19 protein-coding genes and 1 pseudogene are annotated in these 24,781 nt (G+C 55.1%); 10 read left to right on the top strand and 10 right to left on the bottom strand.

Annotation, left to right across the window (positions count from 1 at the left end; translation table 11 throughout):
- Positions 1-288 precede the first annotated feature (288 nt).
- Positions 289-873 (bottom strand): helix-turn-helix domain-containing protein, encoded by a 585-nt coding sequence (locus ACPUC8_RS11125; protein ID WP_494926311.1) that lies wholly within the window; start codon positions 871-873, stop codon positions 289-291.
- A 24-nt stretch (positions 874-897) separates the two neighbouring features.
- Positions 898-1,035, bottom strand: a pseudogene (locus tag ACPUC8_RS11120) (NADPH-dependent FMN reductase); the annotation flags it as partial.
- Between the two features lie 251 nt (positions 1,036-1,286).
- On the opposite strand from ACPUC8_RS11120, the gene ACPUC8_RS11115 reads away from it, so the two are divergent.
- A complete protein-coding gene (locus ACPUC8_RS11115) occupies positions 1,287-1,901 on the top strand; it encodes a response regulator transcription factor (RefSeq protein ID WP_494926310.1) in 615 nt (204 codons plus the stop codon).
- A 58-nt stretch (positions 1,902-1,959) separates the two neighbouring features.
- Here the strand turns inward: ACPUC8_RS11115 and ACPUC8_RS11110 are convergent, their stop codons facing one another.
- Genes ACPUC8_RS11110 through ACPUC8_RS11090 form a run of 5 tightly spaced genes read right to left on the bottom strand, consistent with a single transcriptional unit; the run spans position 1,960 to position 9,193 of the window.
- The gene (locus tag ACPUC8_RS11110) at positions 1,960-7,515 is read right to left on the bottom strand and encodes an AAA family ATPase (protein ID WP_494926309.1); all 5,556 of its coding nucleotides are present in this window, start codon (positions 7,513-7,515) and stop codon (positions 1,960-1,962) included.
- Positions 7,512-7,898, bottom strand: a complete 387-nt coding sequence (locus ACPUC8_RS11105) for a response regulator transcription factor (RefSeq protein WP_494926308.1) — start codon at positions 7,896-7,898, stop codon at positions 7,512-7,514. Before ACPUC8_RS11105 ends, ACPUC8_RS11110 begins: the two co-directional genes overlap by 4 nt.
- A 42-nt stretch (positions 7,899-7,940) precedes the next feature.
- Positions 7,941-8,195 carry a DUF1427 family protein gene (locus ACPUC8_RS11100; RefSeq protein ID WP_494926307.1) on the bottom strand — a complete coding sequence of 85 codons (255 nt, stop codon included), beginning with the start codon at positions 8,193-8,195 and terminating at the stop codon, positions 7,941-7,943.
- A gap of 2 nt (positions 8,196-8,197) precedes the next feature.
- Positions 8,198-8,449, bottom strand: a complete 252-nt coding sequence (locus ACPUC8_RS11095; RefSeq protein WP_494926306.1) for a DUF1427 family protein — start codon at positions 8,447-8,449, stop codon at positions 8,198-8,200.
- A 51-nt stretch (positions 8,450-8,500) separates the two neighbouring features.
- Positions 8,501-9,193 carry a hydrolase gene (locus ACPUC8_RS11090; RefSeq protein ID WP_494926305.1) on the bottom strand — a complete coding sequence of 231 codons (693 nt, stop codon included), beginning with the start codon at positions 9,191-9,193 and terminating at the stop codon, positions 8,501-8,503.
- Positions 9,194-9,480: 287 nt separating this feature from the next.
- Here ACPUC8_RS11090 and ACPUC8_RS11085 point away from each other — a divergent pair, with 287 nt between their 5' ends.
- Genes ACPUC8_RS11085 through ACPUC8_RS11070 form a run of 4 tightly spaced genes read left to right on the top strand, consistent with a single transcriptional unit; the run spans position 9,481 to position 14,272 of the window.
- Positions 9,481-11,358 (top strand): amidohydrolase, encoded by a 1,878-nt coding sequence (locus ACPUC8_RS11085; protein WP_494926304.1) that lies wholly within the window; start codon positions 9,481-9,483, stop codon positions 11,356-11,358.
- Between the two features lie 5 nt (positions 11,359-11,363).
- Complete coding sequence (locus ACPUC8_RS11080) at positions 11,364-11,780, top strand: DoxX family protein (RefSeq protein WP_494926303.1); 417 nt, start codon at positions 11,364-11,366, stop codon at positions 11,778-11,780.
- On the top strand, positions 11,767-13,410 hold the full coding sequence (locus tag ACPUC8_RS11075; protein WP_494926302.1) for an MFS transporter: 1,644 nt from the start codon (positions 11,767-11,769) through the stop codon (positions 13,408-13,410). The genes ACPUC8_RS11080 and ACPUC8_RS11075 overlap by 14 nt, the downstream gene beginning before the upstream one ends.
- A 40-nt stretch (positions 13,411-13,450) precedes the next feature.
- Positions 13,451-14,272 (top strand): alpha/beta fold hydrolase, encoded by an 822-nt coding sequence (locus ACPUC8_RS11070; RefSeq protein WP_494926301.1) that lies wholly within the window; start codon positions 13,451-13,453, stop codon positions 14,270-14,272.
- A gap of 42 nt (positions 14,273-14,314) precedes the next feature.
- Here the strand turns inward: ACPUC8_RS11070 and ACPUC8_RS11065 are convergent, their stop codons facing one another.
- Positions 14,315-14,806 (bottom strand): GNAT family N-acetyltransferase, encoded by a 492-nt coding sequence (locus tag ACPUC8_RS11065; protein WP_494926300.1) that lies wholly within the window; start codon positions 14,804-14,806, stop codon positions 14,315-14,317.
- Positions 14,807-14,901: 95 nt separating this feature from the next.
- Here ACPUC8_RS11065 and ACPUC8_RS11060 point away from each other — a divergent pair, with 95 nt between their 5' ends.
- Entirely contained in the window at positions 14,902-15,810 is a 909-nt protein-coding gene (locus tag ACPUC8_RS11060; protein WP_494926299.1) for a LysR family transcriptional regulator, read from the top strand.
- A gap of 154 nt (positions 15,811-15,964) precedes the next feature.
- Here ACPUC8_RS11060 and ACPUC8_RS11055 read toward each other — a convergent pair whose 3' ends face one another.
- A complete protein-coding gene (locus ACPUC8_RS11055; RefSeq protein WP_494926298.1) occupies positions 15,965-16,594 on the bottom strand; it encodes an ECs1377 family protein in 630 nt (209 codons plus the stop codon).
- Positions 16,595-16,919: 325 nt separating this feature from the next.
- Positions 16,920-17,825 (bottom strand): helix-turn-helix domain-containing protein, encoded by a 906-nt coding sequence (locus tag ACPUC8_RS11050; protein WP_494926297.1) that lies wholly within the window; start codon positions 17,823-17,825, stop codon positions 16,920-16,922.
- Positions 17,826-18,080: 255 nt separating this feature from the next.
- Here ACPUC8_RS11050 and ACPUC8_RS11045 point away from each other — a divergent pair, with 255 nt between their 5' ends.
- The 4 genes from ACPUC8_RS11045 to ACPUC8_RS11030 are packed head-to-tail and all read left to right on the top strand — an operon-like array spanning position 18,081 to position 24,771.
- Positions 18,081-20,207, top strand: coding sequence for a TonB-dependent siderophore receptor (locus ACPUC8_RS11045; RefSeq protein ID WP_494926296.1), 2,127 nt, complete (start codon positions 18,081-18,083; stop codon positions 20,205-20,207).
- Between the two features lie 18 nt (positions 20,208-20,225).
- Complete coding sequence (locus ACPUC8_RS11040; protein ID WP_494926295.1) at positions 20,226-21,320, top strand: ABC transporter substrate-binding protein; 1,095 nt, start codon at positions 20,226-20,228, stop codon at positions 21,318-21,320.
- A gap of 47 nt (positions 21,321-21,367) precedes the next feature.
- Positions 21,368-23,080 (top strand): ABC transporter ATP-binding protein/permease, encoded by a 1,713-nt coding sequence (locus ACPUC8_RS11035; RefSeq protein ID WP_494926294.1) that lies wholly within the window; start codon positions 21,368-21,370, stop codon positions 23,078-23,080.
- Positions 23,077-24,771, top strand: a complete 1,695-nt coding sequence (locus ACPUC8_RS11030) for an ABC transporter ATP-binding protein (protein WP_494926293.1) — start codon at positions 23,077-23,079, stop codon at positions 24,769-24,771. Before ACPUC8_RS11035 ends, ACPUC8_RS11030 begins: the two co-directional genes overlap by 4 nt.
- Positions 24,772-24,781 lie beyond the last annotated feature (10 nt).

Below are 24,781 nucleotides of genomic sequence, written 5' to 3'. Positions count from 1 at the left end.
GAATTGAGTGGAATATTTGGGCTTCATGATTTATCCCCATTATGTCGTTTTACAGTCCAACATTATGGGTTCAGTCCATCGGCACCGGTCCGTTAAGGCAGGCGAGTGAAGTGAAGGTACCGCGTAGCGGCGCGAGGACCGCCTGCCCCGGTGCGGCCCCAGACGGCGTTATCGTCAGTCGCTTAACTGACAAGCACTATGCCGCGAGGCGGCCTTTTTTGCGGGTATCAGACTTAACAATTACGCAGCTCAATTTCAGTGGATTAAGAAGCCGTCTTCGGCCATCCGCTATTTATCCATCTGCGAATGGATCAGGTTCTCAATCATGGCGATCCATTGCGGTTCATTATCGCCAAATTTCTTCCTGATCACCGCAGGTGTATACCCGGTCACTTCCCTGGTGGTGCGCGTAAAAGAAGCCTGGCAGTTAAATCCGTTTTCAATCGCGACTTCAAGAATACGCTTTCGACTTCTTACCAGTAAAAACGTTGCATTAATAACCCGGCGAATACGGACATATTCATAAACATTAAGTCCGGTAAGCTGCACAAACTTTCGCTGAAAATGCCAAACGGAATAGCCACTTTTATTGGCGATTGTGACAACAGAGAGAGCCTGGTCGAGATGCTCATCTATCCATTCGATCATTTTCTGTATCACCGAAAATACCGCGTTATCACCCAAGCCAGCACGTGTTGCCCTGTCACTATAAATAATCATACCGACACCATCCGGATGTGGGGCAGGAATAAACACTTTGAGTGAAATGGTGTACTTATTGAAACTGCCTCTCAATTCAGACCGGGAAATGGGAATTCGCTCCAGATAAACCAGCGGCTTAACAGGCAATGAATCGGCTGCAGAAGGTAGCATTGTTATACCTTTTCACTGACCATCTCCAAAGATGGCTTCAGGTTTGTTCAGGATACGGGCATCGGAGTCGCCGAGGATCTGACGTAAATGCAGCTGTGCACGAACCCCGCCCCGTTTTCCAGGAGATGCAGACTGAATAAGCACCGGCTTTCCCGCAATGGGTTAATGAGGATTATCCTCTGCACGTCCAACAAACGAGAGTTATACAAAAGGATAGGTATACCAACAGATTGTTATACTTTTGGATAATTGCACCCTCTTGCCAAATATGCACCCTGATGCGTTTTTCTGTTTTTACCGAGCGGGGGGCGGTGAAATCCGGTTATAAGTTTTATCTAATTCCACCGTTCTGCGTTTGCAGGTATATTGCTTGCTCTGTATTAGAGAACTCGTCAGAGTTTAAAAGAGCCTTTATGGATAAAACCATTTATCTTGTTGATGATGATACGTCTGTTATCACCTCGCTGAAAAACCTCCTCAGTTCTGAGGGATATCAGGTCCTTGCCTTTACTTCACCGGCTGATTTTTTGCACCAGCCAACATATTCGACGCCTTGTTGCCTTATTGTTGACCTGAATATGCCAGGTCTTGATGGTTTTGATGTTTCTGCCCGTCTGACAACACGCGGATATTCCATACCGACCATCTTCCTGACCGGCTTCGGTACCATTCCTTTGACAGTGAAAGCGATGAAGTCCGGCGCCTTTGAGTTTCTGACTAAACCGGTCATGCCCGATGCGTTGCTTAATGTGGTTGCCGATGCATTAGCGTTATCTGAAAAGAGCGACACTGCCGCCAGGGAAAAAGTCGAACTGACCGGCCGTTATCACTCGCTGACCCCGCGTGAAAAAGAGTTAATGCAGTTACTGATGCAGGGATTGCTGAATAAACAGGTCGCGGCTGAAATGGGCATCAGTGAAATTACTGCCAAGGTACATAAGCGCAGAGTGCTGGATAAAATGCGGGTACGCTCAGCCTCGGAACTGGTCAGGGCGGCTGAGAAGTTAGACCTGCTCGGTGATGATTAAGCTTAGCGATGTATCCTGACGTTCCCGCCTCCCGGCGGGCGTTTTCTCAGGGGCCGTGTTACTGATTAACCGGCAGGGTAAACCAGAAAACACTGCCCTGCTCACTGCGGTTTTCAGCACCAATTTCACCACCGTGCCGCCTGATGATTTCGTGGCTGATCGTCAGTCCCATCCCCATACCTTCCGCTTTAGTTGTATAGAATGAGTCAAAAATCTTCCCCATCACCTCTTCGGACAGCCCGGTGCCGTTATCGGCGACGGCAAAGCGAATCACACCCGTTTGCGGGTGATCAGATGAAAGCCTGAGCAGGCAGGCGCCGCTGTTTTCAGACATCGCTTCAATGGCATTAATCACCAGATTCAAAAGCACCTGCTGTATCTGCACGCTGTCACAATACACCTCATCCGAATCTGCTCTGAAATCCAGCTCAAGGGAGATGTAGCGTCTTTCTAACTCCATGCGCGAAAGATTCAGGATGTCTCGCGCCAGTTGATGCAGGCTGGCAGGCGCGAACGAAGAGACTTGATTGCGTGTCAGCGCCTGTAACCCACGGATAATATCCCCCGCGCGGCGTCCTTCACTAATGATCTCCTCAAGGCTGTGACGGGCATTCTCCAGATTAGCCGGATCGCGTTTCAGCCACCGCAGACTGGCACCCGCATTGGCGACTATCGACATCAGCGGCTGGTTAATTTCATGAGCGATGGATGAGGTTAACTGACCAACGGTGGTCGCGCGTGCTACACGAGCCAGTTCAGCTTGCGCAATGCGGGTGGCATCTTCCGACTGGCGCTGGCTGGTGATATCAGTCAGCGTACCAAAATATTCCCGTGCAGTGGGCCAGGTATCAACCGGCTCTCCAATGCCTTTAATATAGCGACACTCACCATCATCCCGAACAATACGAAACTCGGCCTGCATAATCAGCCCCTGCCGGGAGTGCGTCTCGATCATCGCCCTAAGACAGGGGATATCATCTGGATGAACGCGGCTAAGAAACTCCGCCATTGACGTGGTGGTCTGCCCTTGCGGCAGCCCCATAATACGTTTGTATTCGTCGGAGATGAACTGGATGTCAGGCTCCATCAGCCAATGCCAGGTACCGGTATGGCTGATTTTTTCACCCAGCATCAGGGACGTTTGGCTGGACCGTAACTGCTTTTCAACTTTGCCACGCTGGATGTTTTCATCCATCAGTTCCGCATAGAGACGAGCAGTTTCCAGTGATACGGCAGCCTGAGAACCCAGCATGGAGACGATGCGTGAATGTTCCGCCGTAAACACCTCGGGCATCAGGCGATTTTCCAGATACAGCACCCCCACCATTTGCGCTTGTCTGAACATGGGGACGCACATCACCGCCGCCCCGGAAGCCACCAGATAGTTATCCTGGCTGAAAGGGCTGAAGACCTCGGGCTTACCGGTGCGGATCTCCTTCCCCGTGCGAATCACGGCGGACAATATTGAAAGAGGCAGATCGGTCGCGACCGGCACCTCTTTGACAATTTTGACCCTAATCCCCTCCTGGGTGGTGGTTGCCCGTGCCTGAATTTCAGGCACATCCCCCTCCACCAGCCGGATCAGCATGCAGTGCTGCGCCCCTGCACGTTCCACCAGCATCATCATCAGGGTATGAATCAGGCGATCGAGATTAATTTCTTCCGTCAGCGCACGCATCGCGGTGACCATGCTTTGCACATCACTGATGGCCGCGCTTTGTTCAAAAGTCACGGTGTTCAACGCCGTTGGCGGCGCAGCCTGAACCAGGGAGGGATAACGGGATTCCAGTTGATGAACTTTTGCCCCCGCCCCCCAGCGCTCCCATGCCGCCATTGCGCCCTTGATATAGGCTTCCCCGGCGAAACGCATCTCTCGCGCAAAAGCGGAACGTGCCGCAAGTTCGCACGCCAGCCCGTTGATATGATGGAACTCTGCCGCACGCGACAGCTCGATAGCTTTTTCGTATTGCTCCGTTGCGCGTGCGGTATCGCCCGCTAATCGACACAGTTCAGCACGCAACAGCGTCTCTTTATCAGAAAACGTTTTCTCGTTTTCAGTCGCCCAGGTCACCAACTTTTCCAGATGCGGCGACAACCCCTGGCGGATTTCATCTGTGTACTCATCAACCGACAACGGAATGGTGACAGCAAGCGCGCTGTAGAGATGCAGATCCACCAGGTGCACATGCCCCGGAATGAACGCGGTAAAGGGAACGGCGTCCGCAAAGCACCCGCTGGCTAACGCATACTCCCCGGCAAAAAAGTGGGCCATGCCCTTGTAGAGGCGCGACCAGAACTGCATCAGCAACACGGGTTCAATGGCAAACGCATGCTGAGTGGTGTCCAACTGCGGTGGCGAAAAGTGATCGCCAGTAAAGGTTTCTCCGCGCGGTTTACGTAAAAACATTACGTAATCAAGTTGCATACCCAGCACAATTTCAACATCGCGAAACTGCGATTGACGCACGTAGGCCATGCCTCGGGTGATGGAAGTCGACACCCCAGCCAGATGATCGCCGCGAGTGAGATAATTCATCACCAGATGGCGCAATGCCAGGCAGGCTGACGTTCTGTCACCAATCTCGACACCGACATCAAACGCCGCTTTAGCCCGCTCAATGGCATAGGTCAGCGGCATGGTCCAGACGCTGACCTGATCAAGTGGCAGGAGCGTCCTTGCCTTGTAGCTGACGAAATCGTGTTTATAAACCAACTCACGTGCTAACAGCGCACTGGAAAACCCGCGGCTGTACTCAGCGTATCGGTCGCCACACACCACGCCATACCATGATAAAGCCAGCGTTGAAGCCCCGGAGAGACCGCGCGCCATGGTCAGATGGAGCAGTTTGCACAGGATCAGGAACTGTAAGCGTGGGCAGATAAAGGCGGCAAACGTACTGGCGCTGGCCATCAGGTTCATAATGGCTTCGGTTTTTTTGCAGCTCACACGCGGTAAGGATCGAAAGCGAGTGTAAGGATTCTTACCGACATCCTCCTTCAGCAGGCTCCTTGCCGCATCACACTCGGCCTGATCAGGATAACGATTGAGTTGGATGCCAAACACAGCCAGCCAGGCGAGTGCGGTTTCCAGAGCGAGCGGACTGTCAGACTGGCGCATGTGAATTTCAGCAATCAGGCTGGCCGCTTCGGCTTTGTCCGTCACATCACCGGGTGAATTCAGGATCTGTGTGCTGAGCGTCATGGCCCCCGCCAGATTGCCGTTCAGGAACTCACACTCGGCCTCTTCCAGCAAAAACGCTTGGCTGGAGTGCGGGTCTGAACCGATCTGCATTTTGCCGGCAAAATGGATGTACCTCAGCGCAGAGCGATAATCCCCAGCGATTTTTGCACTGCGTGAGGCTTGTAATAAAAGCGGTAGAAATAGCGACGATTCCCCATTCACCAAACTCACCTCTTGCACCGAAATGAGATGGTGCGCCGCGCTGAATAAGGCGGCATTAGAATGGGCGTGGCGGGATTCTGCTAGATAAAAGTGGCTGGCGGCGTAATGGAAAGCATCCTTTTCTGCTTCTGACAGAAATTTCAGTGCGGTTTCGTGCACGCTGTCATGCAGAAAAGACCAGCGTGTTTCCGCCAGGCTGACTAACCTGCTCTCCGCAGCGGGCTGGAGAAGCGTGCAAATTTGGTGCTGGGTAAGTTGCACAATCAGGCTGATATCGCGCAGTTCGCCGGACACACCAATTAAGGCTAATTCTCCTAACAATTTTCGTGCAGCGCTCGGCAATGTTTTCAGCTCATCAAGCACACTGGCGGCGACGTTAGCTGAGTACTGGCTGTTCTTTAACGCCTGCGCATCGAATGTCCACTCAAAGGGAGCATGATGAGTGATGTGATGATCGCGCACGGCCTGACGGAAAAATGCACAGGTTGCGAGCGGGTTGCCCGCGGTTTTTTCAAATACGATTTGCGCCAGATCGCCCACAGAGGCGTTGCGCGTGTGAAACATCCCCGTCAGCCAGTGGGCAATGCTGGTTACCGACAGTGGCTCAGGTGTGAGATCAACAATGCGTGAGGTGCCAGCCCGTATCCGGCTGAGGTTAGCCGCAACGGTTCGACACGGCAGTGAAATGCTATCCCGATGACTGATGACCAGCAACAGCGGCAAATCTTCGCTCAGGCTCAAAATATTCTGCAACAGTTGCAGGGTGGCCTGATCCGCCCAGTGAACATCATCAATCATGATCACCAGTGGCCTTCCCGGTGCGGTAAAGGCTCTGACCAGACTGCAGGCGACAAGATTCAGTCGCTCGCGAGCGTCCGGCGAAGGTGTCTCAATCTGCGGGTCGGCCTTTTTATTCAGTACCACGCCGAGTTCCGGCACGAGATTGACTGCCAGCCCGGCAAACTCACCGAGATGACGTGAAATATGCGCTTTCCAGCGGGACATTTCTTCCGCTGGCAGCCCAAGAATATGCAAGGTCAGGCTTTTAAACGCCGAGGTAAACACCGAAAACGGCAGCACGGGCGAATGCTTGTCCGCCTTGACCACCGTTAACATCGCTTTTTTGCTACGTAAAAGGTTAAGTGCTGACACCAAAAGTGATGACTTGCCAGAACCCGGCGTGCCGCTGATGGCCACCAGACTGTGCTTACCGCTGCGGCTGACCTCTTCAAAAGCCGTCAACACATCGACAGCCTGAGGATGTTCGGCATACAAGGTCTCGGCCGAAAGCGTCAGCGGAGGTAAGTCCTGCTGCCCGAGCGCAAACGACGTGACGCCGCCATCTGGCATCAGGTTTGACTCGCAGCGTTTCAAATCCGCCATCACGCCCTCGATACTCTGGTAGCGTGATTCAGGGGACTTGGCTAACAACCGCAAGATAATCGAGGACAACACCACCGGAACATCCCTGCGCAACAGGTGAGGCGGGATCGCCTCGGAGGCAATATGATGATGCACCCATTCCGACATGCCGCCTTCCGCATTGCCATAAGGCAACCTGCCGGTGAGCAGTTCATACAGCACGATACCCAGACTGTATAGATCACTGATGCGGCTGACCTGATGCCCCGTGCGAGAGGTGTGCTCGGGTGACATATAGGCCAGGGTTCCTCCGGTGACGGGCATCGGTGCCGGCTGGGAGAGATCCGTTTCCAGCAGTGAAAGCCCAAAGCCGCCAAGCTGAACCTGACCATTGTCTGCAAAGAAAAAATTGGCGGGTTTAATGTCACCGTGCACCAGCCCCTGCAAATGCATCTTCCCAAGCGCATCGCACAGTAAAGCGGCTTTTTGAAAAAACTTTTTGAGATTGCCCGGCGGCATGCGCAGTTGGTCTGCAAGTGTACGATAACGGAAAGGACGGTAGAGCAACGCGTAGCGCCCCTGCCAGGACGAATGACGCAGAGGCCTCACTGACCAGCTCTCAGAGAGTTTCGCACGGAGCGCAAACTCATTTTTCAGCCGCTTCGTCACCTGAGACACGGACTCTTCATTGGCGGCGGTCGCCAGCATGACATTTTCACCGGAGAGCGCGTGCCTGCCAAGCAGCCACTCAATGTTGCCTTCTTGAGCCAGCGAGCGAAATACCACGTCATCACTTAACGTATAGGCAGTTTCATCAGACATGTTCAATGCAAGAAAGAGTGAACTCATGGGCGCGGCGTCCGGGCGGAAATCTCTGCCCGAATATGTTCTAACAGCGCATCAATATCAATAGGCTTACGCATGAAGGTAATGGCACCCAGATTGATGGCGTACCACAGCAAATTATCGTCACCATTGCCTGAAATAATAATGCCAGGCGGGTCCACTAACCGTTCAGTCAGCGCTTTGAACAGGTCGAAACCGGACATCCCTTTGAGTTCGACATCAATAATAAACAGCGCGGCATCTCTGAGCGCTGTGTCATCAGCTAACAGTGCTTCTGCTGAGGCAAAGTCATCTGTCTCGAACCCTTCCGACTGCAGCAAATTGCTCAGGGCACGGCGAACAGAACGGTCATCATCCACAACAATGATGCGCTTCGACAGAGGCATGCTGTATTCCTTAAATTGTTCACCACTCCCTGAGGCCCATCCTTAGGAGGTCTTGTCACCCGATGCCGGTGGCTTATCAATGGTTCTTGGCGGGTACTCGTGACAGAACCACGAGATATGCATGCGCTCACGTTTCATCAGCCGTTTGCACACCGGGATAAGGTGTTCGCCGATTTGCATGCCCAATAACCCCAGCAGCGCGATAATGGGGGGCGCCGGTGAGCTGACATCCATCACGGCGTACAGTAAGCCGATGAGTATGCCTGCCACCAGGGATAAAATATAGGATTTCAGCATGATCATCCCACCCGCTTAGCGTGCAGTGATGTGACGGGATAAGGCACATCGGCGGTGACTGGCTTCTCATCGAGCACAGGAATAAATGCCGTGGAATCACGATGCAGCAGTTTTGCCCCCAATGTGCTGCCAATCACCATGCCTAACAGACCGATGAGTGCAACCGCTGGCGGGGCGGGTGACCGGACCTTGATCAAGGCGTAGATCAGGCCCGCCAGCGTCCCTGCCCCCAGAGATATCAGTAAAGGACTCATGCGTTCCCCTTTTACGAGGCTGGTCAGCCAGGGGCTGACCAGCGAAGCTAATTAGCGAACCGGTGCGGGAACAGGGGCCAGGGTGCGGTGTTCACTCTTCTGACGCGAAGGGGCTTTATGCACCATGGTGTAGGCGTAATCCACGCCAATGCCGTAAGCACCGGAGTGCTCTTTGGCAATGTCCATCACGGCGGTGTAAGTGTCTTTGTGCGCCCAGTCACGTTGCCACTCCAGCATCACCTGCTGCCAGGTCACCGGAATCACGCCTGCCTGGATCATGCGCTGCATGGCATAGTCGTGGGCTTCTTTCGTGGTGCCACCTGATGCATCCGCCACCATGTAAATTTCATAGTCACCTTCCAGCATCGCGCACAGCGCGAAGGTGTTGTTACAGACTTCTGTCCACAGACCTGACACCACCACTTTTTTCTTGCCGTTAGCTTTCAATGCATCGCGTACTTTCTGGTCATCCCATGAGTTCATTGAAGTGCGCTCAAGAATGTCCTGACCCGGGAAAACGTCCAGTAACTCCGGGAACGTGTTACCCGAGAAGCTTTCGGTCTCAACGGTGGTCAGTACGGTTGGGATGTTGAAAACTTTGGCCGCTTTTGCCAACGCCACCACGTTGTTTTTCAGTACCTGACGGTCAATTGACTGCACGCCAAACGCCATCTGTGGCTGCTGGTCGATGAAGATGATCTGGCAGTTCTGCGGCGTCAGTACTTCAAGTTTACTAGAGGTCATGTATTTGCCCATTGAGGTTAGTGTTGTTGAGTTGGATGAAAATTAACGGCGGAAAGCGAACAGACGGGCCATCAGGGCAGATGACAACGGAAGACTGGCTGCTGCCCAGGGTGACTGTCTGAGCGCAGTGTAGGGAGGCTTTTTTTTCTAAACTATTATCTCTAGGTATAACTATACGAAGGTATACCTATCCCTTTGTATAACTAGACGCTCTCCTGACCACCTGAACATAATCCCGCCAATTACATATTCTGCGCAGCTGCAGGACAACTCTTTCAGGAGGTTTTATGGTGACGTTAGGTAAGGCAGACATCATTCTGACGCACGGTCGCTTTCACACCGTCGATCGCAGCAATCCGATTGCCGAGGCCGTGGCCATTCGCGATGGCAAGTTTTTAGAGGTCGGGAGCCTGGCCGATGTGATGCAACATCACTGCGAAGGCACCAAGGTCATTGATTTGAAAGGCCATACCGCGATACCTGGCCTGAACGATTCGCATCTGCACCTTATCCGTGGCGGCCTGAACTACAACCTTGAACTGCGCTGGGAAGGGGTGCCTTCCGTGGTTGACGCGCTGCGTATGCTGAAAGAGCAGGCGCTCCGCACCCCCAATCCGCAGTGGGTGCGCGTCGTCGGAGGCTGGACCGAGTTCCAGTTTGCTGAACGTCGTATGCCGACCCTGGATGAGATCAACGAAGCGGCGCCAGATACCCCTGTCTTTGTGCTGCACCTCTACGATCGTGCTCTGTTGAACCGTGCGGCACTCAAAGTCGTTGGCTACACCAAAGACACCCCCAACCCACCGGGCGGTGAAATTCAGCGTGACAGCAACGGCAACCCGACCGGTATGTTAATTGCCCGCCCTAATGCCATGATCCTCTACGCCACCCTCGCCAAGGGACCGAAGTTGCCCCTGGAGCAGCAGGTCAACTCCACGCGTCAGTTTATGCGTGAACTGAACCGACTGGGCCTCACCAGCGCTATCGATGCCGGTGGCGGTTTCCAGAACTACCCGGAAGACTATGAAGTGATCGCCGAATTGCATGAGAAGAAGCAAATGACGATCCGCATCGCCTATAACCTTTTCACGCAGCGTCCTGGCCATGAGCTGGAAGATTTCGAGAAATGGACCGACATGCTGACCCCAGGCCAGGGTAGCGATTACTTCCGACATAACGGTGCCGGCGAAATGCTGGTGTTCTCAGCCGCTGACTTCGAAGATTTCCTTGAACCGCGCCCGGACCTGGCGCCTGGCATGGAAGATGAACTGGAACGTGTGGTGCGCCATCTGGTTGAGCACCGCTGGCCGTTCCGCCTGCACGCCACCTACGATGAGTCCATCAGCCGCATGCTCGACGTGTTCGAAAAAGTGAACCGCGACATTCCTTTCAACGGCCTGCACTGGTTCTTCGACCATGCGGAAACGGTGACGCAACGTAATATTGACCGTATCAAAGAGCTGGGCGGCGGCATCGCGGTACAGCATCGTATGGCCTTCCAGGGGGAATACTTCGCGGAACGTTACGGTATTGAAGCCACACGCCATACCCCGCCGGTGGCACGCATGCTGGAAACTGGCGTGCCCGTTGGTCTGGGAACCGATGCGACACGCGTTGCCAGCTATAACCCATGGACCGCGCTTTACTGGCTGGTCTCCGGTCGCACGGTAGGCGGTATGCAAATGTATGACGTTAACGCCCGTCTCGACCGTGAAACCGCGCTGATGCTGTGGACCCAGGGCAGTGCCTGGTTCTCCAGTGAACAGGGGAAAAAAGGTCAGATCAAAGCCGGACAGCTGGCAGATATGGTGGTGCTGAGCAAGGATTACTTCAGCGTACCGGAAGAGGAGATCAAAGGGATCGAATCGGTTCTGACCGTGGTGGACGGCAATATCGTTTATGCCGCCGGCTCGTTCCATTCAGAAGCGCCGCCGTCGATTCCGGTGCTGCCAGAGTGGTCACCGGTGGTGAACGTGCCGGGGCACTACCGCAGCGCACCGCCAACCGCCCAGACGCGCGTTGGCATGCAGCAGATGCCGCACCAGTGCAGCGGGCCGTGTGGCGTACACAACCACGCGCATGACATGGCACGCGGCGCTAACCTGCCGGTGTCAGAAGAGAACGCCTTCTGGGGCGCGCTCGGCTGCAGTTGCTTCGCGTTCTGATCATCATGACGACACTTCTCTCTCAGCCGCCCCGCGTGAATGCGGGGCTGTTCTTCCTGCGCCTGACAGGCTGCCTGCTGTTACTGCACGTACACGGGCTGCCCAAGGTGTTTCATTTCAGCGAAGAACTGACACGCATCGAAGATCCTTTTGGCCTCGGTCCTTATATGAGCCTGTTGCCTGCGATTTTTGCCGAGGTCATCTGCCCGATCTTTATCCTGCTGGGCGTCTTCACCCGCCTGGCGTGCCTGCCCATCATCGGCGTGCTGCTGGTGGCCATGGTGTTTGTCCATCCCGACTGGAGTATTGCAGAGGGCCAGTTTGGCTGGCTGCTGCTGATCATCTTCATCACCCTGGCCATTACCGGCCCGGGTACGTGGCGAATCGCGAAACAGCAGGGAGTCAGACATGGCACAGGTTAACGACATCCACGACGTCACTCAGGAAGAAGATGTCATCGCGACGCCTGTCGCCGCGACCGGGACGGTTGCCTCCCCCTGGCAACCGTTGAGCCAGCCGGTTTTCCGCATGCTGTGGATTGCCACGGTGGTCTCCAACATCGGCTCATGGATGAATGACGTTGGCGTCAACTGGACCATGCTGACCCTCAGCGCCGACCCGCTCAATGTCGCGCTGGTGCAGGCCGCGAGCAGTTTACCGATGTTTCTGTTCGCACTGCCGTCCGGCGTGCTGGCGGATATTATCGATCGCCGCAAGTACCTGCTGTTCTCGCAGCTCTGGGTTTTCATCGCTGCCGCAGGCCTGACCGTACTGTCCTTTACCGGGCACGTGACCCCTATAGTCTTGCTGATTGCCGCTTTCCTGATGAGCGCGGGGGCGGCCATGAGCTCACCGCCGTTCCAGGCCATCGTGCCGGATTTGGTGAAGAAAAATGAACTCAGCTCTGCCATTGCGCTGAATTCGTTGGGCATCAATATCAGCCGTGCCATTGGTCCGGCACTGGGAGGGTTAATTCTTTCGTTTGCCGGCCCCTGGATGGTCTTTCTGCTGAACGCGCTTTCGGTGCTGGGCGTGGCCTGGGTGCTTTATCGCTGGAAAGAGGCGCCCAGTATTCAGCGCCTGCCACCTGAGCACTTCTTTTCGGCCGTCAGAGCGGGCATCCGCTATGTGCACGCCGCACCGGTACTGCGCAATGTGCTGGTCAGGACCGTCGCCTTCTTTGTTTTCGGCAGCGCGGGCTGGGCGCTACTGCCGCTGGTTGCCCGGCGCGAACTGGGGCTGGGGCCAGGCGGCTACGGCATTATGCTCGCGTTTATTGGCGTCGGTGCCATCTGCGGGGCCGTGCTGCTGCCGCGCTTGCGTAAACGCTTCAACCCGGATCGGCTGATGGTGTTGGCCAGTCTGCTGTTTGCCGCAACCCTGCTGGCATTAGCGTTTGTGCGCCACTTCTGGCTGCTCAATATCTGCGAGTTTTTCACTGGCTTCGCCTGGATTGCCGTGCTCTCCACGCTCAACGTGGGTGCACAGCGGAGTGCCGCTAAATGGGTAAAAGCGCGCGCGCTGGCGGTCTATCTGACGGTCTTTTTTGGCTCAATGACGCTGGGCAGCGCCATCTGGGGCCAGCTGGCCTCCCATTACGGCATCCCGGTGTCTCTGTGCGTGGCAACCGTCGGCATGGCGCTGGCCAGCCTGACCGTCTTGCGCTGGCGGCTCGATCAGGACCCGGATCTGAATCTGGATGTCAGCGGGATGCCTGAAACAGCGCCCGCGCTGGAAATTCACCACGATCGCGGCCCCGTTCGCGTCAGTTATGAATACCTGATCAATCTGGAAGATGCCCAGGCTTTTACCCTGTGCATGCAGGACATGCGGCGGGTACGTCGTCGTGGCGGAGCTGATAACTGGGCGGTTTATGAAGACATTCTGCAGCCCGGCATCTTTGTTGAAACCTTCGTGGTGGGTTCGTGGATGGAGCATCTGCGGCAGCTTGAGCGTTACACCATGAACGATCAAAAAATCCAGACCCGAGTTTATGCCTTCCATCGGGGAGAGAACATGCCGCAGGCGCGATATCTGGTCGCACCGGTATAAAAAAACCCATGTTGTTCACTTTAACGCAAGGAAACTGACCATGAGTACAATCAAAACTGCCGATGGCACAAGCCTGTATTACAAAGACTGGGGTAAGGGTAAGCCGGTACTGTTCAGTCACGGCTGGCCACTGGACGGAGATATGTGGGACAACCAGCTTAACTTCCTGGCTGAAAAGGGTTATCGCGTGGTTGCCTTTGACCGTCGCGGTTTCGGTCGTTCGGATCAACCGTGGGAGGGCTATAACTACAATACGTTTGCCTCTGATATCAACGATTTGATCACCCACCTCGATCTCCACGATGTCACCCTGGTCGGCTTCTCGATGGGCGGGGGCGATGTCACACGTTATATCAATAACTACGGCACAAGCCGCGTGGCGGGTCTGGTGCTGCTGGGTGCGGTGACACCGATCTTTGGTCAAGCCGACGACTATCCAGCGGGTGTTGATCTGTCAGTATTTGAGGGCATTCGTCAGGGGCTGCGTAAAGATCGTGCGCAGTTTATCAGTGATTTCGCGGCACCCTTCTATGGCACCAATGCGGGCCAGACCGTCTCTGCAGGCGTATTGGCGCAAACGCTGAACATCGCGCTGCTGGCGTCGTTAAAAGGCACGCTGGATTGCGTGACCGCATTCTCTGAAACCGACTTCCGTCCAGATATGGCCAAAATTGACGTGCCGACGCTGGTGATTCACGGCAGCAATGACCAGGTGGTGCCGTTTGAGACCACCGGGAAACTGGCCGCCGAGATGATTCAGGGCGCCAGACTCAAGGTGTATGACAACGCGCCACATGGCTTTGCCGTGACGCACACTGACGAGTTGAATGCCGACCTGCTGGCATTTCTGCAGTCACTGTAAGCGTTGATCCTAAAACGGTCAGTTCCCTCATGCTGACCGTCATTATTCACTCAGACTGCTCTCAGCGAACTTCTCAAGTGCCGGGCCATCGAGGCGATAGCGCACCCACTCGTTTAAGGGCAGCGCATCGATACTTTGATAAAACTCCTGGGCCGGTTGATCCCAGCTCAGCGCACTCCACTCAATCCTGCCACATTGTCGTTTGACGGCTTCCTGAGCAATGAATTTGAGCAGCGCTTTGCCCACGCCCAAACCACGATAATCCGGCGAAAAGTAGAGATCTTCCATGTAAATCCCCCGACGCCCCAGCCAGGCGGAGTAACTGTTGGTGATGACCGCGTAACCCGCGACAGCACCGTTAATTTCGCATAGATAGGCTTCAGTGTGGCTTTCGGGGCCGAACAACATGTTCCTGATGACCTCAGCGCTGGTTAAGGAATCCTGCAAACCGTGTTTGTAAACAGACAGCTCAGCAATCATGTTGTAGATCGCTTCAGCATCATCAGAACAGGCTAAACGAACGGTCATATGCATAAAAAGATTCTTTAATTCAAGGAATTGAAGATTCAGATGATAGAGGGTAATGTTGAATGAATGAATTGCAATAAAATCAACATTAGGTGAATTTCATGCATCATGTGTTGCGTAGGCTGGATCTCAATCTGTTACCGGTTTTTGACGCTGTCTTCAGGCATCGCTCGGTCAGGCTGGCCGCGATCGAGCTTTCTCTCAGTACCTCAGCACTCAGCCACGCCTTGAGCCGGTTACGGGAATTTCTCAAAGACCCGCTCTTTTACCGTGACGGACACAAGATGTGCCCCAGTGTTTATGCCTGCCAACTTGCCCCCTTTATTGCCGACACACTGGCTTCACTGAACAAACACCTCTGCCCGGCTGAACCCTTCAATCCTTTACTCAACAGTGATTGCTTTAAGATTGCGGTGACGGATTATACGGCATTCTGCGTTTTACCCGGTTTGATGCATGAACTGGCAAACGCAGCCCCCCACCTGAGCTTTGAGCTGTGTCATCTACCGCACAATCCGGGCCTGACAGAGCTGCTGGCGGGTGAGGTTGATCTGGCATTAAGCTTCAGCGAGCCGGGTGATGAGAAACATCCCGACATGGAAGAGACAGAATTATTCAGTGATGAATTTGTCGTGATAAGCAACCTGAGCAGAACCTGCCTGTCGCTGGATGATTACTTATCGGCAGGTCACTTGGTGGTGACGCCTTGGAATGAAAAGCAAGGCCTGCTGGATTCTCACCTTGAACGACTGGGGCTAAAACGGAAAACCGTGATTAAAACCCCGTCAATGCTCAGCTCTCCTTTTATTGTGGCCGAGAGTGAACTGCTGATGGCCATACCGTCATTTGTCGCGCAACAATTTTGTACGACGACAAATGTCAGGCGTTTTAAACTGCCGTTTAAGGCCCCGCGTTTCACCGTGAAAATCTATACTCACAAACGCAGCGGCAAACGCGAAGCCACTGACTGGCTTAAATCGGTGATGGTGGCGAGGTTTCAGCATCATTGAAATTATGTCGGGGGGATATGTAATTCACAGCCTTATTCTCATACCCCTACCAGAATACCCATTTAACGGCAGACTTATCCCGCACGATGCAGGTTTGTCCGCCGAAATTTTGTGATCCAAGCCGGTGTGAGTTGCTTTAGGGTCTGTTGCTGTTTCAATGAGTCAGTTGGTAAAAAGGCACTCGGCGGGTTGTCCCGGTCAGCGTATCGAATACATCGGTTTCTGCTGTGGCGATTTTCATACCGGATTTTCTCAATCTCTGCACTTCAGCGGCAATGCGCTGGAGCCCAAACCAGAAAAGCCCATCCAGAGCCGTCACCGGTAATCCCGACTCCAGCGCAAGTTTAAGACGTTCACGCGGTGCTTTAAGTTCTTTAGCGATTTGCTGATAAGGCGCAGCGCTTCCCCCTGTCGTATCCACCCGACGGATCCGGGTCGAAAGACGGTACTGGAACGTGTCCGGAATGTGGCTCAGATCGCTGTTTAAAGTGTAAACACATCCAAAACGCTTGCCGTTTAGCAGCACATCCTTTTGCTGGATGGGAAGTTCTTCACGCAGTCGGGCGATCAGTTGCGGTGCGCGGATAAGCAGTAATCTGAAGGGAAGTTCAAAACTGGAGACATAATCAACATTGAGTAAGGCGATCCGCAGTCGTTCCTCGGAATCAGCATGGCACTGGTGGCATTTTTCGAGCACGTCCTGCCACTGCTTAACCAGTCTGGCTGGCTCAGCCATTTCCGTAAAACTGTATTTCTCAATGTGATAATCGATTTTCCCGCTCAACCTGTGCACCCTTTTGATTACGCTTCACAAACTGCTGCATCTTTCACCCGAATCTGAATATACCCGATCAGAAGATGTCGGGCGAATATCGGGTGTAACGGAGTGAGTTCATCGACTGTGCGCAAGAGGGGATGCCGCGCGGGGTTTTGGTGCTGATGGCCGCGAATCTCTCTGGCGTAAATGTGCTGGGCTTTGCCACGACCAGGAAGACAGCCAAATCACCCGTTCGGCGATATGTCTGACGACTTTGCTGTCGAGGGTAATACTGCCGTTTTGGATCGGTGTTAACAGCGTAATTAGAGACGTTGAAGAGAAAAACCCGGCATCAACACCGCATATCTTTCGGTGCAAAACCGTATTTCTTGCGGAAGGCGACCGAGAAATGTGCGGGAGAATACCCCACCTTGTAAGCGACAGAAGAGACGCTGGCTTCACCGGTTGAGAGCATGCGCCACGCGGTTTCCAGGCGTAACGTTTGCAAATAACCGTAGATGCTTTGGTTAAACAGCCTCCTGAAACCTGCCGTGAGTTTGCGCGTGTTGAGGCCGACTTCGACGCTGAGATCGCTGATGGACGGTGGGGAAGCGATGCGATCGGCGAGTAACGCTTTTACTTCGTGTAACCGGCTGATATCGCGGGTGCTCAAACGCAGCGATGAGGGCTGCGGATGTGCATTTTCACTGCCGAGGCTGTCCAGCGTGTGGGCAACAATCTCTAATGCCTTACCGGTCATATAGAGCTGACGCGCCACCCCCTGCAACGGATGAGTGAAAAGTTGCGCACGCAGGCCAGACAGAGATTTCGGTGCGGCCTGAATGCGCATCCCCGGTTTGGCCGACAGATCCAGATGCAGGCCCACAGCCAGTTTGTCTACCGCGTCGGCACAAAGGTGCTGAGTGAGGGAGTGGGTAGAGATATTCACCGCGGTGTAGCGCAGGCCCTCACCCGGAAGTAAACACTGGCTGGCTTCGGCCTGGTCCTGACTCCAGACCGCACACAAAGCGGGACCTTTAATATGACGCTCGGGTTGCTGTGGAAAGCGGCATAAGAGCTCTCCACTTTCAATGATGATCACCTTAAGGCCGATAAAGAGTGGCTCGTCCTGCCAGATGGCGCGCTGAGGGGAAATCGTCCCGCTGGTTAAGGCGATCTCACCGCGTAATAGCATCTGCACCTCCTGCTCTGCAACGTCCCCCACACTGCCTTTGTCCGCAATCTGCTTCTGAGCCACCGCCCACCTCAATCGATATTGATAATCATTATCAATTTAAGCAGTGCGAGAGGCTTTGTCTACTGCATTGTAGGGACGAACCTAAATTAACGCGTCTAAGAGTCCAATAACCTATTCCCCCTGATTCTGTAAGTTCATAGGCCTTGCAACCTAAAGCATGAGTCCCGCCACCTAAAGTGTTGCCGATTGTCCGCTCCCCTTCCCACTGACACACTTTTAGCCGGCAAAAAAGTCAATTCTTATGTGGAGAAGACCTTGGAAAACAATAATAAAAACGGGGCGATTTGGACCGCCTCGCTCACCTGTCTGGCCCTGCTGGTTCATGCCAATGGTGCGCTGGCAGAGGAGACCTTAAACGTCACAGCAGACAGCAAAACCGCGCCAGAGAAAGGCTACGTCGCCCAGACCAGCAGCACCGCGAGCCGCACTAATCCGTCGGTGCTGGCCACGCCGCAGTCGGTTTCCGTGATCACGCGTGATGAAATGGACGATCGCAACGTACAAAGCACTACCCAGGCACTGCAATATTCACCGGGTGTGTTTGCCTCTACTTCCGCCATCTCATCCCGTTTTGATTACTTCAGCATTCGCGGCTTTGATGCCACGCTGAACGGGACCTTGCTGGATGGTTTGCGCTCCACGACCCAGCAATCCTACGTGCGCTATGAACCTTATGGCTTAGAGCAACTCGACGTCCTGCACGGCCCCAACGGCTTCCTGTACGGCGCAGGCTCGCCTGGCGGCATCGTTAACGCCATCAGTAAACACCCGACGGTGAATGCCCAGCATGAAGTGGCGATTCAAACCGGTAGCCATGGCCGCATGCAGGGCCAGTTCGACACCTCAGGGCCGCTAAATGATGATAAAACGCTGCTCTACCGTGTAGTGGGCGTGGCGCGTGACAGCAACACGCAGTTCGATAATGTCCCGGATGATACCCTGTATCTCGCACCGTCATTGACCTGGCGTCCGGATGCGGACACCACCCTGACGATCTTGTCGTCGGTCAGCCGTAACAAATTTGGCCCGCCGCGCGCGTTTCTGCCGCTGTATGGCACGCTGCTGACCAACCCCAATGGCCTGGTTAACCGCAACAGTTATCTTGATGGCACCAACCTGGATAACCATATGACCCAAACCAATCTGGGTTATGAACTGGATCACCATTTTGCCGATCGCTGGACATTCCACTCCGCCAGTCGCTACACCGAATCCGATCTGATGACGCAAACCCTTTCCGGCACCTCGCTGGCGGCGGATATGCGTACCCTGAACCGCGTCGCCTATGAGTTTGGTATCAAAGGCAAAGTGTTCGCCACCGATAACAATCTGAAAACCGAATGGGATGCCGGTCCGGTTCACGGCTCCAGCGTGGCGGGCGTGTCATTCCGCCATACCGGCGAGGACTATTACCTGAACTACGGCCGGGCCAGCAGCATCGATATTTACCAGCCCACCGGCAATGGCCGTTTCCCGTCAACCTCGCCGTATACCAGTACCCAGCAGAACGCCAATGAGACTGGCGTCTATCTCTCTAACAGTCTCGCCCTGTTCCAGCACCTCAACCTGGATCTCTCTGCGCGTCAGGACTGGGCGGCGGTGAATACCAAAAACCGACTCAACGACAGTTACACCTCGCAAGATGACAATCACTTCACCTGGCGCGCGGGGCTGAGCTGGATCACCGACATCGGCGTCGCGCCTTACGTCAGCTATGCCACCTCTTTTGCGCCGGTGCTTGGCACCAACTTCTATGGCGAAGCCTATAAACCCACCACCGGCAAACAGTGGGAAGTGGGGGTGAAATACCAGCCAGAGCAATTTGATGCGCTGTTCACCCTGGCCTGGTTCAATCTGCAGCAAGATAACGTGCAGACCACCGATCCCGACAACGCCCTGAACAAGGTGCAAACCGGCCAGGTCACCTCCAAAGGTATCGAAGCCTCGGCGACGGCCAACCTGACCGACCAGTGGAAGTTGATTGCCAGCTACAGCTGGAATGACCTCGAAACCACCAAAAGCAGCACCGCAGGGGCACAAGGTAAAACCCCAACCGCGATGCCAGAACAGATGGCGTCATTATGGAGCAACTACACCGTCGCCAGCGGCCCACTGGCCTCACTTGGGCTGGGTGCGGGCGTACGCTATGTCGGCTCGACCTGGGCTGATACCAACAACACCATCAAGGTGCCGGATTACACTCTGGTGGATGCGTCGATTCGCTACGACCTGGGCCAGATCAACAGCCATCTCAACGGGCTGAATGTGGCGCTGAATGCCAACAACCTGTTCAACAAGCACTACTGGGTCAGTTGCTCAACCACCAGCTGCACCACCGGTTATGACCGCTCGCTGAGCGCCACGCTGTCCTATCGCTGGTAAGTTATGGAGAACCCGATAATGAAGAAATCGCTACTGCTCTCTTTGCTCTGTGTGTTCAGCCTGCTGTTTGGCGCGCCGTCGGCCTGGTCATCCATCACCGTCACGGACATGTTACAACGCAAAGTGACCTTACCCGGCCCCGCGCAACGTATCGTGTTGGGCGAAAGTCGCCACATCATCACGCTGGCCCTGCTGGAGAAAGATCCCATCCACAATCTGGTGGGCTGGGGGGATGACCTGCAGCGCTACTCTCCCGCCACCTGGGAGGCGATCAAAAAGCAGTATCCCGCCGCCAGCAACATTCCGGTTTTAGGCACCATGAACAGCGGCACTTTTTCCATGGAAGCCACCATCGCCGCCAAACCCGATCTGGTGATCTTCACGCTGTATGGCCCCATTCCGCCCGACCTGGCGGCACTGGATGCGGCACATATTCCCTATGTGTTTGTGGATTTCTTCCGTAAGCCGCTGGTGAATACCGTGCCGAGCCTGACGCTGCTGGGCCAGGTGTTAGGTCAGGAGAAACAGGCCGACCAGGTGATTGCGTTCTGGCAGCAGCACATGGAAGAGGTAAAAAAACGCTTAGCAACAGTGGCAGATCGCCCTTCGGTGTTCTTCCATTTGAATCCCGGCAAAGGGGACTGCTGCTTCACTTCTGGTCCCGGCAACATGAGTGATTTTATCGCTGCCGCAGGCGGGCATAACATCGGTGCCGATAAGCTGAGCGCGCCGATTGGCAAACTCAATCCGGAGTATATGCTGTCGCGCAATCCTGATTTTTACCTGATGGGGGGCGGTTCCGCCGTCAGCCGTGACGGGTTGCAGATTGGCACCGGGGCAACACCGCAGCAGGTGGCCGCTAGCAGCCAGCGTCTGTTACAGGCCGCGCAGATCGCCCAGTTACCGGCGGTGAAAGCGAGCCATGCGGGCGGCGTCTGGCTGTTCTTTTTCGACAGCCCGCTCTACTTCGTGGGGATTGAGGCCATGGCGAAGATGTTCCACCCCACGCTGTTTGCCGACGTCGATCCCGATGCCACTTTGCAGACGGTGAAGCGTCAGTGGCTGTCCGTACCGCTGCAGGGAACCTTCTGGACGGCGTTGCCGGAGCACTAAGGAAACAGGCAGCGCGGCCTGCCGCGCTGCTTCTCAGGAGCCGTAAAATGAAAGCGCCGTTAAGCCATAACACCTCTCAATTATTCCCCTCTCTCTCGCTCAATTTGTTGTCAGGTGTGGTCATCACCGGCAGCTATCTGTTTCAGGCGCTGTTATTCACGCGGCTGATCATGGCATCCCCCTCCGCCACCGCGTCTGATCTCACCCTTTTTATCGTGCTGTTAGTGGGAAATGTGCTGCTCAGAGCGGTGATGGTGGGATTACGTAGCCTGCAAAATGAGCAACTGGCCGCCAGTATTCGCGGGACACTGCGCGGTCAGCTTTTCCATCCCCTGCTGGCGCCGGGCTATGGCGTGATGCAGCAGCATGACGCCGCCGCGTTGCGGGCAACGGTGATCGAGGGCGTCGAAGTGATGGAGGGTTATTACAGCCGCTATCTGCCCGCCGTGCTGTTCGCGGTGGCAAGCAGCGTGCTGACGGTGGCGCTGCTGATAAGTTTTGACGGACTTTCCGGCTTGCTTCTGCTGGTTTCCATGGTGCTGTGCCCGACGATTGACCATCTCTTTATGTGCCACCAACGCCACCACATCGTCGGGGTGTTCGCGGCCATGCAACAATTTGCGACAGAGTTGATGGATGCGCTACGCGGGATGCTCACGCTGAAAGCCTGCAACGCCGTACCCCGCTTTCGTGCACGCCTCGCCTCGCACGCCGCATCGCTGCGTCATGAATCCATGTCGACGTTGCGCGTCACTATGATGCGAGGCGGCATCACGCGTCTGATCGCGCTGTTGAGCAGCAGTGGTTTGCTGATCCTCAACGCCTGGCGGGCAGCGGAAGGTCACCTCGATGCTGGCATTCTGATTCTGACGTTGTTTATCTGCTGGGAAGCGTTTCGTCCCATCCTGCAACTGGAAACCGTTATCCATACGCTGTGGGCGGCACAGGAGATGCGCCCGGCGATCCAGGCGCTGGCGGCATCCCCGCTGGTGATAAACGATCCTGAGTCACCTCAACCTCTGCCGGACAGCCACACGCTGCATTTTTCCCACGTTACCTTTCGCTGGCCCGGCCAGAACGCACCGCTTTTCCAAGATTTGTCGTTTTCCATTAAGGAGAAGTGCCATACCGCCTTTATTGGCCCTTCAGGATCGGGGAAAAGTTCGCTCATCCAGTTAATCACCCGCTTTGTCAGCCCGGAAAAGGGCACGATTTTGCTGGGAGATCAGCCCATCAATCATCTTTCGATTGCCGCACTGCGCAGCCGCATCAGTTGGGTATCACAGCAGGTGTTTCTGATTGACGGCACCCTGGCCGAAAATCTTCGCCTCGCCAATCCAGACGCCAGCGAGCAGGCGTTATGGCGCGCGTTACAACAGGCGCAACTGGCGGAATGGGTGCAGGGTTTGCCACAGCAGCTCAATACCCTGATTGGCGAGAATGGTGGCTTGATGTCAGGCGGCCAGCGCCAGCGCCTCGCCATCGCACGCGCGCTGTTAAAACAGTCACCAATTCTCATCCTCGATGAGGTCACGTCGAATCTTGATGTTGCCAACGAAGCCGCGCTGGCAGCGATGTTCACTGCCCTGCAGGGCAAATGTACCTTGATCAGCATCGCCCATCGCCTGGAGACGGTGGCGCAGGCCGATCACCTTGTGGTGCTGCAGGACGGCAAAATTCTGGAGCAAGGCTCACCGCTGCAGTTGAGTCGTTCACAAGGGTATTACGCTTCACGCCTGCATAAGGACGTTACACCATGAACCTTCCCTCTGAGCGTCAGGTTTCGCTTTGGCGCGCGCTGATGTCGCCGTTGCAAAAGCATCGGCTGCAGCTGTTACTGACCCTGCTTGCCGGTGTGCTGGCGCAGGCCGCCACACTGGTGTGCACTCTGATGACCGGCTGGCTCTGTACACGCGTATTGGCCGGAGATTCCCCCCACGCACTGCTGTTCCCGGCGGGGGTTATTGCGCTAAGCGTGGTGGTGATGTCGCTGGCCCGCTGGGCGCTGGCCTGGTTGTCTCATGATCTGGCCTTTGCGCTGATTGAGACGCTGCAAATGGGGATTTTTGACGGTCTGGCGCGCGCCACGCCGGGTCGAACTGGTCAGCAACGTCTGGGCGATATTGCCGCCACTGCCACCAGTGATGCGGAACTGATGGAACGGTTTTACGCCCATCTGTTGATTGATTACCTCACCGCATTCCTGATGCCCTGTCTCGCTATTATTGCTTTGCTGGTGGTCGCACCGATGTTGTGTTTGATACTGCTGCCCTGCATCGTCCTGCTCATGCTGGCACCGCTGCTCACCTCGCGTCGTGCTAAACAGCAGGGCCGGAAGGTAGCGGAGAAGAAAAGCATACTTAACACTCATATTGTTGAATTGGTGCAGGGCTGGCGGGATATCCAGATGTTTGGTGCTGAAGGCCGCTATCGCGCCACGCTGCAACAGGCGAACCGACAATTGACCCAGGCGCAGCGCCGTTACGGCGCCAGAAGCGGGCTGGAACAGGCGTTGCTGGACGGACTGGTGGCGCTGTCATTGATTGTCATGCTGCTGGCGAGTTATCCACTTTTTGCCTTTTCAGGACGGCCCTCTGCCTGGATGCCGTTTATCGTGAGCATCGCGGCGGCGGCGATATTCCCCTTGTCAGACATCCTGCATGCGGGTGGACAGTGGGGCGCGTTGAAAGCCAGTGCCGAACGCATCTTCACCCTGCAACATTTACAGGATAGCGTCGAGGATCATCCTGCCAACACCTTGCCTCAAGGCCACCGCATCGCATTCGAGGGGGTCAGTTTTAGCTACCCCAATAGCAGTGAAAAAGTGCTCGATGACATCAATTTGGTGATCGAACCGGGGGAAAAAGTTGCCCTGGCAGGCCCATCGGGCAGCGGTAAAACCACCCTCGCCTGCTTGCTGCTGCGTTTTTACGATCCCGATGCCGGGCAGATCTTCCTGGGGGAAACCAACATTGCAGCACTGAGTCTGGAGACGTTGCGGGGGCATATTGCCTGGGCCTCGCAAGAGAGTTGGCTGTTTCATGACACGCTGGAGAACAATATCCGGCTCGGCTTTCCAGGCGCAACCCTGGCACAGGTTAAACAAGCTGCACAGTTAGCGCGCGCGGATGCGTTTATCCGTGAACTGCCGCAGGGATATCAAACGATCTGTTTGAATGGCGGAGAGAACTTTTCCGGTGGGCAGCGCCAACGTATTGCTCTGGCACGCGCGCTGGTGAGCCAGGCTCCGGTTATCCTGCTGGATGAGACATCGGCAGGGCTGGACAGCGAAAACGAGCGATTGATCCTCGAAGCGTTAACCACGTTACCGGCCGATCGCACGATGATTATGATCGCCCATCGCCTCCCGATACTGGCAAGTGCCGACCGGGTGATCACCCTTGATAAAGGGCGTATCACCTCGTGGGGTGAAGCATCCCTGCCGCAATAAGCCTGATACC

It is taken from the genome of Pantoea sp. CFCC18177 (assembly GCF_059412425.1).
The sequence above is the reverse complement of the archived record's forward strand: the minus strand, read 5'-3'. Positions and strand labels throughout refer to the sequence as shown.